Below are 13,378 nucleotides of genomic sequence, written 5' to 3'. Positions count from 1 at the left end.
GGGGGACGGCGGGGAATCAGACACGTGCGGCCCCCGAGACGTCCCGCGGCAGCAGCCAGTGCCGGACGCGGGCCATGAGGTCGTCGGCGTCCACCGGCTTGGTGACGTAGTCGCTGGCTCCCGACGCGAGGCTCTTCTCCCGGTCACCGGGCATCGCCTTCGCGGTGACCGCGATGATCGGCAGGTCGGCGTACGCCGGCATGCGACGGATCTCGGTGGTCGCCGCGTACCCGTCCATCTCGGGCATCATCACGTCCATCAGGATGAGATGGATCCCGGGATGACCGGTCAGGGCGTCGATGGCGGTACGGCCGTTCTCCGCGTGCACGACCTGGATGCCGTGCAGTTCGAGGATGCCGCTGATCGCGTACAGGTTCCGCGCGTCGTCGTCGACCACCAGGACGGAACGGCCCGCCAGACCGTCGTCGAGGAACGCGGGAACGGCGGCGGGGGAGTCCTGCGAACGGACCAGGGAAGGCACGTCACCGGGTTCCTGGGCGGAGAGGTGCAGCGAGATCCGCTCCCGCAACTCGTCCAGGCTGGACAGCACCTCCAACGGCTGCGCCGACGTGTGCTCGTGCAGCTCCCGCTGCTGCGCCGCGTCGAGACGACGGTTGTCGTGGGCGAGCACGGGCAGGGAGGCCAGCGCCGAGTCCCCGGCCAGCGCCCGCAGGAAGCGCAGCGCCTCCCCGTCCTGGCCGAGTTCGAGGACCACGCAGTGGAACGGCGCGGTGGCGAGCACCTCCGCCGCCTCCTGGGCGCTCACGGCGGTCACCACCTCGACGGGCTCGTCCGCCGCGAACGGCGAGCGGCCCAGCGCGAGATCGTGGGTGGCGCTCTCGGCGACGAGCGTCAGCAGGCCGTTGCTGCGCTCCTCGATCACCAGGAGCCGGCGCGGGCGTCGCTCGGGTCCGGGCCCCGGTGTCCGGCCCCGCTGCTCGCCGACGGTGCTTCCGGTCGGCTCGGTGCGGGGACCCACCAAGGCGCGGTCGGCGAACTCCGTCCGGGCCACCGGCAGGTAGAGGGTGAAGACGGAGCCCGCGCCCGGATCGCTGAGGGCGGTGACGGCGCCCCCGAGGAGCTGGGCGATCTCCCGGGTGATGGAGAGCCCGAGGCCGGTGCCCCCGTACTTGCGGCTGGTCGTGCCGTCGGCCTGCTGGAACGCGGCGAAGATCGATTCGAGTTGGTGCTCCGCGATGCCGATTCCGGTGTCCTTCACGCGGAAGGCGACCATCGGGCCGCCATGGCTCAGCCCGGCAGGCACGTCGGCGGCGGCCACGGGCTCGATCCGCAGCTCCACCCTGCCGTGCTCGGTGAACTTCACCGCGTTGGAGAGCAGGTTGCGCAGGATCTGGCGCAGCCGTGAGTCGTCCGTGAGCAGGTCCACCGGTACCCCGGTGGCGGTCGTGATCTCGAACTCCAGGCTCTTCTGGCTGGTCAACGGCCGGAAGGTGGCGTCGACGTAGTCGAGGAGCCGCCTGAGCGGGACCCGCTCGGGGTTGATGTCCATCTTCCCCGCCTCGACCTTCGACAGGTCGAGGATGTCGTCGATCAGCTGGAGGAGGTCGGAACCGGCCGAGTGGATGATGCCCGCGTACTCGACCTGCTTGGGGGAGAGGTTGCGGCTGGGGTTCTGCGCGAGCAGTTGGGCCAGGATCAGCAGGCTGTTGAGCGGGGTGCGCAGCTCGTGGCTCATGTTGGCCAGGAACTCCGACTTGTACTTCGAGGCCAGGGAGAGCTGCTGGGCGCGGTCCTCCAGCTCCTGACGGGCCTGCTCGATCTCCAGGTTCTTCGTCTCGATGTCGCGGTTCTGGCTGGCGAGGAGAGCAGCCTTCTCCTCCAGTTCGGCATTGGAGCGCTGGAGCTCGTCCTGCTGTACCTGGAGTTCCTCGGAGCGGGCCTGGAGTTCGCCGGTCAGCCGCTGGGACTCGCCGAGGAGCTCGTCGGTGCGCGCGTTGGCCACGATCGTGCTGACGTTGACGCCCACGGTCTCCATCAGACGGCCCAGGAAGTCGCGGTGGACGGCGGTGAACTCCTTGAACGAGGCGAGCTCGATCACGCCGAGCACCTGGTCCTCCACCACGATGGGCAGCACGATCAGGCACGCGGGCGCGGACCGGCCGAGGCCGGAGGAGATCAGGTAACCGGCGGGCACGTCCTCGGCGACGATGATGCGGCGGCTTCGGGCGGCCTGCCCGACCAGCGTCTCGCCCGGGGTGAGGCGGTCGTTCTCGGATTGGCCCGAGGGACGCCCGTACGAGCCGATGAGGGTGAGCCAGGACTGCCCGTCGGTCTCGTCGGCCAGGTAGAAAGCCCCGTAGCTGGCGGCCACCAGCGGGGTCAGTTCGTCCATGACCAGCTCCGCGACGACCGAGAGGTCGCGGTGGCCCTGCATCAGGCCGGAGATCCGGGCCAGGTTGGACTTGAGCCAGTCCTGTTCCAGATTGGCGCGGGTCGTCTCGCGCAGCGAGCCGACCATCGAGTTGATGTTGTCCTTGAGTTCGGCCACCTCCCCGGAGGCGTCGACCGTGATCGAGCGGGTCAGGTCTCCCTCGGCGACGGCGCTGGCGACCTCCGCGATGGCGCGCACCTGCCGGGTCAGGTTGCCCGCCAGCTCGTTGACGTTCTCCGTCAGCCGCTTCCAGGTGCCCGACACACCCTCCACCTCGGCCTGGCCGCCGAGCCTGCCCTCGCTGCCGACCTCGCGGGCGACGCGGGTGACCTCGGCCGCGAAGGAGGAGAGCTGGTCCACCATCGTGTTGATGGTGGTCTTGAGTTCGAGGATCTCGCCCCGGGCGTCCACGTCGATCTTCTTCGACAGGTCGCCGTTGGCCACGGCGGTGGTGACGAGGGCGATGTTGCGGACCTGGCCGGTGAGGTTGTTGGCCATCGAGTTGACGTTGTCGGTGAGGTCCTTCCAGGTGCCCGCCACGTTGGGGACGCGGGCCTGGCCGCCGAGCCGGCCCTCCGTGCCGACCTCGCGGGCCACGCGGGTGACCTCGTCGGCGAAGGCCGACAGCGTGTCCACCATCGTGTTGATCACTCCGGCGAGCGCCGCCACCTCGCCCTTGGCCTCGACGGTGATCTTCTGCGAGAGGTCGCCGCGGGCGACCGCGGTGGCCACCTGGGCGATGGAGCGGACCTGGCCGGTGAGGTTGGACGCCATGACGTTGACGTTGTCGGTGAGGTCCTTCCAGGTGCCCGAGACGCCCCGGACCGTGGCCTGACCGCCCAGGTTGCCCTCGGTGCCGACCTCGCGGGCGACGCGGGTGACCTCGTCGGCGAAGGCGGAGAGCTGGTCGACCATCGTGTTGATGGTCTCCTTCAGTTCCAGGATCTCGCCGCGCGCGTCGACCCGGATCTTCTGCGTCATGTCACCGCGTGCCACCGCCGTGGTGACCTCGGCGATGGACCTGACCTGCGCGGTGAGGTTGTCGGCCATGAAGTTGACCGAGTCGGTGAGGTCGCGCCAGGTGCCGGAGACGCCCTTGACGTCCGCCTGTCCGCCGAGGCGGCCCTCGGTGCCGACCTCGCGGGCGACGCGGGTGACCTCGTCGGCGAAGGCGGAGAGCTGGTCGACCATCGTGTTGATCGTCGTCTTCAGTTCCAGGATCTCGCCGCGCGCGTCGACCCGGATCTTCTGCGACAGGTCGCCCTTGGCCACGGCGGTCGCGACCTGGGCGATGGAGCGCACCTGGGCCGTCAGGTTGCCGGCCATGAAGTTGACCGAGTCGGTGAGGTCGCGCCAGGTGCCGGAGACGCCCTTGACGTCCGCCTGTCCGCCCAGGATCCCCTCGGTGCCCACCTCGCGGGCCATTCTGGTGACCTCGTCGGCGAAGGCGGAGAGCTGGTCGACCATCGTGTTGATGGTGTTCTTGAGTTCCAGGATCTCGCCGCGGGCGTCGACGGCGATCTTCTGGGACAGGTCGCCCTTGGCGACGGCCGTGGTCACCTGGGCGATGTTGCGCACCTGGTCGGTGAGGTTGCCGGCCATGAAGTTGACCGAGTCGGTGAGGTCCCGCCACACGCCCGCGACACCCGGCACCTCGGCCTGCCCGCCGAGCCTGCCCTCGCTGCCGACCTCGCGGGCGACGCGGGTGACCTCGTCGGCGAAGGAGGAGAGCTGGTCCACCATCGTGTTGACGGTGTCCTTGAGCTCCAGGATCTCGCCGCGCGCCGCCACGTCGATCTTCTGGGACAGGTCTCCGCGGGCCACGGCCGTGGCCACCTGGGCGATGTCGCGCACCTGGGTGGTGAGGTTGCCGGCCATCGCGTTGACGGAGTCGGTCAGGTCCGCCCAGGTACCCGACACGCCGGGCACCTCGGCCTGGCCGCCCAGCGTTCCCTCGGTGCCGACCTCGCGCGCGACGCGGGTCACCTCCGAGGTGAAGAGCGAGAGCTGGTCGACCATGCCGTTGAACACGGTCGCGATCTCGCCGAGGAGACCGTCGGCCTCGTCGGGGAGCCGGGTGCCGAAGTCGCCGTCACGGACGGCCGTCAGGCCGGCCAGGAGCTGACGCAGCTCCGGTTCTCCGACCACCCCCGGCGCGGTCCCCTCGACATTCGAGCGCACGCCTGCCTGCCTGGCCATCTGTCCCCCGCTCAGTTCCCGGATTCCCGCAGTGCCGTTGACGGGCGGTGCGGCACTGCATCGTCCGGCCGCCGAAGCCCCGCGGGTCCCGGTCGGTCGGCGAACAAGGTGAAGACTATCCGGCGAGGTCCCCGGTCCCGCTTCGTTCTCCGGAGGCCGGCAGGGAGCCCGCGACCGCGACATCGCGGGGCCCCCGCTCCGACATGCGGACACCGGCCGGACTCGAACCCACCAGATCGAGCCAAGAGTGACCGAAATTAATCGTTGATTGACCGTGTAGCGCCCGAAAGCGGGGGCAAGAGCGGCAACGAAGCCATCCGCACCAGGGAGGGAACGTCGCCATGCCTCGCTCTGTCGCAGTCGTCAGCCCCGTACGTGAGACAGCCGCCGAGGTCGTTCCCCCGAGCGGAATCCCGGCGGGGGAGTCCTTCACGGAACTGCCCCCCGTGGGGAACGCCCGCGAGGTCGCACCCGGCGACGCGCGAGAACTGTCGCGCCTGTTCCTGACCCGGCTGCGGTCCCTGGAGGAGGGGACGCGCGAGTACCAGTACGCGCGCAACACCCTCATCGAGATGAACATCTCCCTCGTCCACTTCGCCGCCCGCCGCTTCCGCGGGCGGGCGAGCGGCGGCGGTGTGGAGATGGAGGACATCGTCCAGGTGGGCACGATCGGCCTCATCAAGGCGATCGACCGCTTCGACCCGGAGCGGGAGGTCGAGTTCTCCACCCTCGCCCTCCCCTACATCACCGGCGAGATCAAGCGCTACTTCCGTGACACGACGTGGGCCGTGCACGTCCCCCGCCGGCTCCAGGAACTGCGGACGGAACTCGCGAAGAGCCAGGAAGAGCTGACGGACGTGCTCGGCCGGGCGCCGACGGTCAAGGAGATCGCCGAACACCTGGAACTCGGCGAGGAGGAGGTCATCGAGGGTCTGGTGGCCGCCAACGGCTACACCAGCGGCTCCCTCGACGCCTCAGCCGACTCCGACGACCAGGCGACGAGCGGGCGCAGGACCCGACCGCTGGCCGAGAGCATGGGCGAGGCGGACCCGGCCGTGGAGCTCTTCGAGGAGATGCACACGTTGGCCCCGCTGCTCGGCCGGCTCCAGGAGCGCGACCGGCTGATCCTGCGGATGCGCTTCGGCCAGGAGAAGACCCAGGCCGAGATCGGCGCCGAACTCGGCATCTCCCAGATGCAGGTCTCCCGCCTCCTGTCGCGGATCCTCACCCAGCTGCGGAGCGGCATGCTCGCCGCCTGAACCCGCCTTGCGGGCGGCACCACCGGGCCCTTCCGGTGGTGCCGCCCTTCCGTGTGTCCGGCCGGCCCGGCCGTGTTCGACGGACCCACGTCGAGGAGTCCACGGCGCCGGTAGAATCCTTGCGTCAGTCGATGTCGATTCCGTCCCGCCTACGAGGGAAGCGCGTGCCTTCACCCCACCACCGCCGGCCCTGCTCACCCGGCGCTGCCGGCGAGCACGCGCTCCTCTCCCACGAGGACGACGCGGCGTGGGCCGAGGCCGTGGTGCGCCGCGTGGGCCGGCCGCGAACGTCGGGAACGCCGCTGGGCGCCGCACCCCCGCGCGACCGACCGGGCATACGATTCGCCGGCGGCGGAGACCTCGACGCCCGTGAGGTCACCTCATGATCGACACGGCCTCCCCGGCAACCGCCCCCGGAGCCTTCGTCCACCCCGCCCTCTTCTACCGGGGCCCCGAGGAATACACGGCCGGCGTGGGCGACTTCGTCCGCACGGCACTCGCCGCCGACGAGCCGGTCCTCGTCGCCGTCCCGGGCCCGAGCCTGGACGGGCTGCGCCGGTACCTGGGCTCCGACGCCGACCACATCGACGGCGTGGACATGACGGAGCTGGGCCGCAACCCCGGACGCATCCTCGCCGCCCTCCAGGGGTTCGCCGACCGGCACCCGGGGCGCACCGCGCGGATCGTGGGCGAGCCGATCTGGCCGGGCCGTTCCCGGGCCGAGGTCCTGGAGGCCACCCGCCACGAGGCGCTCATCAACACCGCCTTCGCGCACCGGTCCGCGACCATCCTCTGCCCGTACGACACGAGCGCGCTGGCCCCCGAGGTGGTCGCCGACGCCCGGCGCACCCACCCCACCCTGATCGAGTCCGGCCGGGAGTCCGCCAGCCCCGCCTACACCGACGCCGCCGTCGTCTGCGCCGACTGTGACCTCCCGCTGCCCGAACCCCCCGCGGAGGCCGTCCTCGTCGACTACACGGCGGGCCGGCTCGCCGACGTACGCGAACACGCGCAGACCTGGGCCCGACGGACCGCGCTCGACGCGGAGCGGCGCGACGACCTGATCCTCGCCATCAGCGAGGCGGCCGCCAACTCGGTCGCCCACGGTGGCGGGAAGGGACGGCTGCGCCTGTGGACCACACCCGGGGGAGACGTGGTCGCGGAGGTCGGCGACGGCGGCCGGCTCCGCGACCCGCTCGCCGGTCGCTCCCGCCCCGCCCTGTCCTCCGGCAACGGGGGGCGCGGCCTGTGGATGATCCACCAGCTGTGCGACCTCGTCGAGGTCAGGGCCCTCGACACCGGGCTCGTCCTGCGCCTCCACATGACGATCAACCGACAGTCATGAGCACGACCAAGAGTGACGAACCGGCTGTAGAGTTCAGACGCGAACACGCGCAACGGAAAAGACAGTGCATCGGAAGGCTGACGTGGGAACTCGCGACCTAGGGGACAGTGACGTGCCGCCCCGCGCCGACAACGAGACGGTCGAGCCGCGGCGGGCCGAACTCCGGCACAGCGAGCCGGACGCCGTGGTGTGCGCGCTCTCCGGAGACCTCGACCTCGACAGCCTGGGATCCGTCCAGCCCGTCCTGGACGAGGCGATCGGGTCGGGCCCGTCCCGGCTGGTGATCGACCTCTCGGGGGTCGGCTTCTGCGACTCCTCGGGCCTCAACCTGCTGCTGAGCCTGCGGCTGGACACCGAACGGGAGGGCATCGCGCTGCGACTGGCGGCGCCCACCGACCAGTTGTCGAGACTGCTCCAGCTCACCGGCGCGGACGGCGTCTTCACCATCAGCCGCACCGTGCCGGAAGCCCTCGCCACGGGATGAACCCCGTCACCGCCTCGCACCTGCCGTGACCCCTCCCAGGAGGGGGACCGGCACCCGCATCCGAGGTGTTCAAGAGGACAGGGCGGGTATGCGCGGGGTCTGGGACACCGAAACGGTCGATCCGGACTTTTACCGGGCCAGGACGGCAGGAGTACGACATCAACGACAAGACGAGTGCCCCAGGGGGTGAGACCACAGTGACGCCCATCGGACCGGAGACCGGCGATCCGCTGCGCGCGGACACCAAGGCCGTGACCCAGCGCCGGCGCCTCGCGCTGAGCGGGACCCGCGGCCAGGTCGCCAAGGGACGAGATTTCACCCGGGAAGCCCTGCGTGACTGGGGATGGGACGGTCACGAGACCGCCGAGGACGTCCTGCTCATCGTGTCCGAGCTGCTGACCAATGCCGTCATGCACGCCGGCGGGTGCCAGGAGTTCGTGATCGCGGCCGCGGGCGACGTCCTGCGCATCGAGGTCTTCGACGGGGAGACCGAACTGCCGCGCCCTCGTCCCAGGCAGCAGGGGGCGACACCGGGAGGCCACGGCCTGTACATAGTGCGGCGCCTCTCGGACCGTTGGGACGCCCAGGCCCACGCCCACGGCAAGGTGGTCTGGGCGGAGGTCGACGTGGTGCGCCTGACGACCGGGCTGCCCGCCCCCGCTCCGGCGCCGAGCACGCTGCCGACCGCGTCGGCCCCCGCCGCCGCCCTCCTCGACGGCGTTCCCCTCCAGGCGGACACGCACGGCTGAACCACGATCGCGCACCGGACACGGCGGCCTTGAGGGGTCACGTGTCCCGGTCGCGGGGTGTGTGGCGGGCCCAGGGATGACGCAGTCGGATCCAGATGTCCCGGGCCTGCCGGCCGGCCGCCGTGCGGCTGCGGGCCACCAGCGCGTCCGCCTCGTCGGGCGTCTCGACCATGGGACCGGAGCCGCGCAGCGGCTTTCCCGCCGTCTCGTGGAGGAACAGCGTCGACACGAAACCGATGACGCCCGCCACCATCAGGTAGTACGCCGGGACCATGTCGTTGCCGGTGGCCTCCACGAGTGCCGAGGTGAACAGCGGCGTCGTACCGCCGAACAGTGACACCGAGATGTTGAAGGCGATGGACAGCGCCGCGTAGCGCAGGCGGGTGGGGAACAGCGCCGGCAGCGTGGACGCGGCCGTCCCCGCGAAGCAGACGAGCAGCAATCCGAGGATCGCGCAGCCCACGGCCGGCAACAGGATCCCGCCCTCCCGGATCAGCAGGAACGCCGGAATGGCCAGGGCCACGAGGGCGACGCTGCCCGCGAGGAACACCGGTCTGCGGCCCCAGCGGTCCGAGGTGTGGCCCACGGTCGTGATCGTCAGGACCACGAGCAGCATCGTCCCGAGGACCAGCAATTGGGCCGTGGTGTCGTTCTCGCCCAGGGTGACGGTCATGTACGTGGGCAGGTACGACGTCACCATGTAGTTCGTGACGTTGTAGAGCAGGACCAGCCCCATGCAGATGAGCACCGCGTGCCAGTGACGCGTGAAGATCTCCTTGAGGTTTCCCCTGCCGGTCGCGGGGGCCTCCGCGACCGCCTCCCCTTCGGCCGCCGCGTAGGCCGCCTCCTTCTTGAAGGCCGGGGTCTCCTCCAGCTTCAGACGCATGTACAGGCCGATCAGACCCAGGGGGCCCGCGATGAAGAAGGGGATGCGCCAGCCCCAGTCCTCCAGGCCGTCCGAGCCCATGACGAGGGTGAGGATCGTGACCAGGCCGGAGCCCATGGCGTAGCCGACGAACGTGCCGAAGTCGAGCCAGCTGCCCAGGAATCCCCGGCGTCTGTCCGGCGCGTACTCGGCGATGTAGGTGGTCGCGCCGGCGTACTCGCCGCCCGTGGAGAAGCCCTGGACCAGCCGGCAGACCAGGAGCAGCAGGGGGGCGACGAAACCGACGGACGCGTACGTCGGGAGGAATCCGACGGCGAACGTACTGGCCGCCATCATGATCATCGTCGCCGCGAGCACCTTCTGCCGGCCGATCCGGTCGCCGAGCGGGCCGAACACCAGGCCGCCGAGGGGTCGTACCAGGAAGGCGGCGGCGAAGGTCGCGAACGTCGAGACGACCTGGGCGCCCGGGGAACTCGACGGGAAGAAGACCTTGCCCATGGTTCCGGCCAGGTAGGCGTAGACGCCGAAGTCGAACCACTCCATGGTGTTGCCCAGGGCGGCCGCGGTGACGGCCCGACGTACCTGCGGCTGGTCGGCGACCGATACGTCCTCGCTGGTCAGGGCCTTCTTGCGGCGCCGGAGCAGGGTACGGAGCAGCCGATCGGTCGACGCGTGACCGCTGCGTGGGGGCTGCGGGCGGCGGGACGCTCCTGCCATCGTGTCGACCTCTCTGCCCGGGTGCGCCGTGCCGAACCACAGCGGCCTCTGATTCTTCGGGCCGGCGCGACACTCGGCATGTCGGCAGGTCCGACCGTGTGACGGGACGGGCCGCGGCTCGCGCACCACGACGACGGGGCGGCTGTCGGCACCGGCCGTGTGGTCGGTGCCGACAGCCGCCCCGGGGGGTCGGGCGGTTCAGCCTCGGTGAGGGGGAGTGCCTCCGGCGTCCTGGTACCGGTCCTCGTCGCGCAACACCGGGGTGATCTTCGCGGCGTGCAGCGTCAGCCGCTGGATGCGCGTCTCGTGGTTCGACGCCGTGCCGCTGGAATCGTCGGTCCCGGTCGGGGCAGCGTCCGTCAGCTCCCAGGCGGTGACCACGTCCCGGCCGTTCGCCGTCGTGGCGTCGATCCGGACGGAGCGCTGCCCGTCCGGCTCCCGGCCGAGCGCCCAGGCGAGGGCCTTCGGGGTGTCGGTCAGGACGCAGCCGGTGAGCGTCACGGTCAGCTCCTGCCCCGGCAGGCCGCCGTCCCCCTGGGGACCCAGCCCCTGCGCGTCCTCGCAGGTGAAGCGCTCACCGTCGACGGTGACGCGGTACTCGGTGGTGTGCTGTGTGGAATCGTCCATGGGGCCGCGCCTGCCCGACGCCCCGCCCGGTATGCGGCCGCCGGTCATCCGGCCTCGCCGTGGGCGTGCAGGACGGCCCGTACGTTCTCGATGCTGCCGCAGTCCGCCGCCAGCTGCTTCTCCCGCTCGCGCAGGAACGCGACACCCAGCTCGGCCCGGCGTTCGTCCGGGACGTTCTCCCTGGCACCGTTGAGGATCGTCCGCTCCTCCTCGTCGATGTGGTGCGACACCGCCTTCGACAGGTCCTCGAGGCGCTCGTCCCATTCCTCGGATCCGACGTCGGCGACCTCCAGGAGGGCCAGCAACGCCTCGTTGCCCTCGGTGTGCTCCTCGGCGCCGTGTTCCACTTCCTCGTCGTCCACGTTCTTGAACCGCTTCAGCGCCCCGTACACCTCGGATTCCTCGGCCTCGGCGTGCGCGATCAGCAGTGCGGAGAACTTCTTCAACGCCTCGGCGCGGTCGGCCTCCACGCTCCGCATGCGGCGAAACAGTTCCTCCATGGTGCGGTGGTCCTTCAGAATCACCGCGACTACATCGTGATTCGCCGTCATGGCGTGCTCCTGCCTGTTCTGTCGTGCCCGGCGTGGTTCTCGCGGCCCAGGGCCGCAGGTCAGCGTCGTCGGCCGCCCGTGACAAGGCGGTAGACGAGCAGCAGGATCATCGAGCCGACGACGGCCGCGATCCAGGTCGAGAGGTCGAAGAAGCCGTCGATCGAGTCGACCCCGAACAGCACCTTCCCCAGCCAGCCGCCGAGCAGACCACCGGCGATGCCGATCAGGATGGTGACGAAGAAGCCGCCGGGATCCCTGCCGGGCATGAGCGCCTTCGCGATCATTCCCGCAAGCAGTCCGATGATGATCCAGGCGATGATTCCCATGGTGTTGCCTCTCCGGGCTCCGATGAATTTCCTACGTTCGCCGAATGCTCCCTTCGGAGGAATTCAAACCCGGGCGAAATGCCCGGCGAAAGGCGAGGGCCGGGGGCCGGCCCGGGGAGCGTGCTCACCGGGGAAGTGGGCAGACGTCGGACGAGGAACCAGCGAAAGGGCCCGTATGCGCAGTGTCGGCGTAGAGGAAGAACTGCTGCTCGTCGATCCGCGGACCGGTGAACCCGCCGCATCGGCCGGCGCGGTGCTGGCCTCCGCGATCAGGACAGGGGGCCGTGCGGCGGGAGCCGACGGCGAGATCCCGCTGGAGAAGGAACTCCACAAGCAGCAGGTCGAATTCGCCACCAAACCGGTGACGATGATGGGCGAACTCGCGGAGGAGATCCTCCGGTGGCGCGCCGAGGCCGCCCGGCACGCGGAGGCCGCGGGTGTCGTCGTCGCCGCCCTCGCCACCTGCCCTACACGGGTGGAGCCCTCGCTGAGCCTGGGGGAGCGGTACCAGTGGATCGGCCGGCAGTTCGGCCTGACGGCACAGGAGCAGCTGACCTGCGGCTGCCACGTGCACGTCTCGGTGGACTCCGACGAGGAGGGCGTGGCGGTCCTCGACCGGATCCGCCCCTGGCTGTCCGTCCTGACCGCCCTGAGCGCGAACTCGCCCTTCTGGCAGGGAGAGGACAGCGGCTACGGGAGCTATCGCAGCAGGGTCTGGAACCGGTGGCCCTCCGCGGGACCGGTGAGCGTCTTCGGCTCGGCCGACCGCTACCACGAGCGGGTCCGCGCCATGCTCGCGACCGGAGCCCTCCGCGACGAGGGCATGATCTACTTCGACGCCCGGCTGGCCGCCTCCTACCCCACGGTGGAGATCCGGGTGGCGGACGTCTGCCTGGACGCGGCCACGCCCGTACTGCTGGCGGCACTGACCCGCGGGCTGGTGGACACGGCCTCCCGGGCCTGGCAGGCAGGAGAGCCCCCCTCCCGGGTCGACACCGCCCTGCTCCGGCTGGCCGCGTGGCGGGCCGCCCGGTCCGGGCTCGACGGCCCCCTGATCCACCCGGCCACCCTGTCGCAGACCCCTCCCGAGGACGTCGTGTGGGCGTTGTACGAACACGTACGGGACGCCCTGGAGGAGAACGGGGACGCCGAACGCGTCCGGGCCGGCCTGGTCGAACTCCAGGAGCGCGGGACCGGGGCCCGGGTGCAGCGCGCCCTCCTGCGCGACGAGGGGGACCTCGCCGCCGTGGTCACCCGGTGCGCGCGCCTCACCCTCGGCGGTTGACGCGCCGCCGGCCCCGGGGGGTGGCGCGCCGCCGACGCAGCGCCGCGTCGAGGGACAGGGTCGGTGCGCCCGCGAGGACCAAAGGGGTCCAGGCCATCAGATAGGCCAGGTCGTTGCCGTAGTAGTACGGGGTGGCCTGCCAACTGACGGTCAGCCAGAGGGAGAGCGAGATCAGGGCGCCCCCGAGGGCGGCGATCCGGGTCAGCAGGCCGGCCAGGACCCCCACCCCGACGGCCGTCTCGCCGAGGGCCATCGCGAGGCCGAAGCCACCCGGGTCGTTCAGGGCGACCGCCACCAGTGCCGGAATCGCGGCCGACCCCTTCACGCCTTCGAGCTGTTGGCCGATCGAACCGTCGCCGGTGGCGGAGAGGAACGCCGGGTCGAGGAGCTTGTCGACGCCGGCGTACACGAACGTGATGCCGAGGAAGAGGCGCAGGGGCAGCAGCGCGTGCCGCGTGGCGGCGGATCGCGGCCCGGAGGATGTCGTGTTCACACGCAGCACACGTCGCGGTCGGGCCCGTGGTTCGGACCGCCTTCAGGACACGGGTCCTGGCCGGC

General features: G+C 70.9%; 12 protein-coding genes. 6 read left to right on the top strand and 6 right to left on the bottom strand.

From position 1 onward, the window contains the following. Positions 1 to 16: 16 nt before the first annotated feature. Positions 17 to 4,591 carry a HAMP domain-containing protein gene (locus tag OHA84_RS04170; RefSeq protein WP_371591315.1) on the bottom strand — a complete coding sequence of 1,525 codons (4,575 nt, stop codon included), beginning with the start codon at positions 4,589 to 4,591 and terminating at the stop codon, positions 17 to 19. Positions 4,592 to 4,932: 341 nt separating this feature from the next. Here OHA84_RS04170 and OHA84_RS04165 point away from each other — a divergent pair, with 341 nt between their 5' ends. The 5 genes from OHA84_RS04165 to OHA84_RS04145 all read left to right on the top strand — a co-directional run bounded on the left by OHA84_RS04165 (position 4,933) and on the right by OHA84_RS04145 (position 8,428). Continuing rightward, complete coding sequence (locus tag OHA84_RS04165; protein WP_078998848.1) at positions 4,933 to 5,850, top strand: SigB/SigF/SigG family RNA polymerase sigma factor; 918 nt, start codon at positions 4,933 to 4,935, stop codon at positions 5,848 to 5,850. A 164-nt stretch (positions 5,851 to 6,014) separates the two neighbouring features. Beyond that, the gene (locus tag OHA84_RS04160; RefSeq protein WP_266973283.1) at positions 6,015 to 6,236 is read left to right on the top strand and encodes a hypothetical protein; all 222 of its coding nucleotides are present in this window, start codon (positions 6,015 to 6,017) and stop codon (positions 6,234 to 6,236) included. After that, entirely contained in the window at positions 6,233 to 7,195 is a 963-nt protein-coding gene (locus OHA84_RS04155) for a sensor histidine kinase (RefSeq protein ID WP_266973285.1), read from the top strand. The genes OHA84_RS04160 and OHA84_RS04155 overlap by 4 nt, the downstream gene beginning before the upstream one ends. 82 nt (positions 7,196 to 7,277) lie before the next feature. Continuing rightward, entirely contained in the window at positions 7,278 to 7,679 is a 402-nt protein-coding gene (locus OHA84_RS04150) for an STAS domain-containing protein (RefSeq protein WP_266973287.1), read from the top strand. Between the two features lie 197 nt (positions 7,680 to 7,876). After that, on the top strand, positions 7,877 to 8,428 hold the full coding sequence (locus OHA84_RS04145; protein WP_063839517.1) for an ATP-binding protein: 552 nt from the start codon (positions 7,877 to 7,879) through the stop codon (positions 8,426 to 8,428). Between the two features lie 37 nt (positions 8,429 to 8,465). On the opposite strand, the gene proP is transcribed toward OHA84_RS04145, so the two are convergent. The 4 genes from proP to OHA84_RS04125 all read right to left on the bottom strand — a co-directional run bounded on the left by proP (position 8,466) and on the right by OHA84_RS04125 (position 11,535). Beyond that, positions 8,466 to 9,971, bottom strand: coding sequence for a glycine betaine/L-proline transporter ProP (proP, locus tag OHA84_RS04140; protein ID WP_199826504.1), 1,506 nt, complete (start codon positions 9,969 to 9,971; stop codon positions 8,466 to 8,468). A 258-nt stretch (positions 9,972 to 10,229) separates the two neighbouring features. Beyond that, positions 10,230 to 10,658: a hypothetical protein gene (locus tag OHA84_RS04135; protein ID WP_159041371.1), complete on the bottom strand. Its 429-nt coding sequence runs from the start codon at positions 10,656 to 10,658 to the stop codon at positions 10,230 to 10,232. A gap of 44 nt (positions 10,659 to 10,702) precedes the next feature. Then, on the bottom strand, positions 10,703 to 11,209 hold the full coding sequence (locus OHA84_RS04130) for a hemerythrin domain-containing protein (protein ID WP_053678078.1): 507 nt from the start codon (positions 11,207 to 11,209) through the stop codon (positions 10,703 to 10,705). Positions 11,210 to 11,268: 59 nt separating this feature from the next. Next, positions 11,269 to 11,535, bottom strand: coding sequence for a GlsB/YeaQ/YmgE family stress response membrane protein (locus tag OHA84_RS04125; RefSeq protein WP_053678076.1), 267 nt, complete (start codon positions 11,533 to 11,535; stop codon positions 11,269 to 11,271). A gap of 175 nt (positions 11,536 to 11,710) precedes the next feature. On the opposite strand from OHA84_RS04125, the gene OHA84_RS04120 reads away from it, so the two are divergent. Continuing rightward, positions 11,711 to 12,820, top strand: coding sequence for a glutamate--cysteine ligase (locus OHA84_RS04120; protein WP_266973293.1), 1,110 nt, complete (start codon positions 11,711 to 11,713; stop codon positions 12,818 to 12,820). Here the strand turns inward: OHA84_RS04120 and OHA84_RS04115 are convergent. Then, entirely contained in the window at positions 12,804 to 13,313 is a 510-nt protein-coding gene (locus tag OHA84_RS04115) for a DoxX family protein (RefSeq protein WP_078998852.1), read from the bottom strand. The genes OHA84_RS04120 and OHA84_RS04115 overlap by 17 nt on opposite strands. Positions 13,314 to 13,378: the final 65 nt, after the last annotated feature.

The sequence above is a fragment of the Streptomyces sp. NBC_00513 genome (assembly GCF_041431415.1).
In the GTDB taxonomy this organism is placed as follows: Bacteria; Actinomycetota; Actinomycetes; order Streptomycetales; family Streptomycetaceae; genus Streptomyces.
Note: the sequence above shows the minus strand (reverse complement) of the source record. Positions and strands in the feature narration are given on the sequence as shown.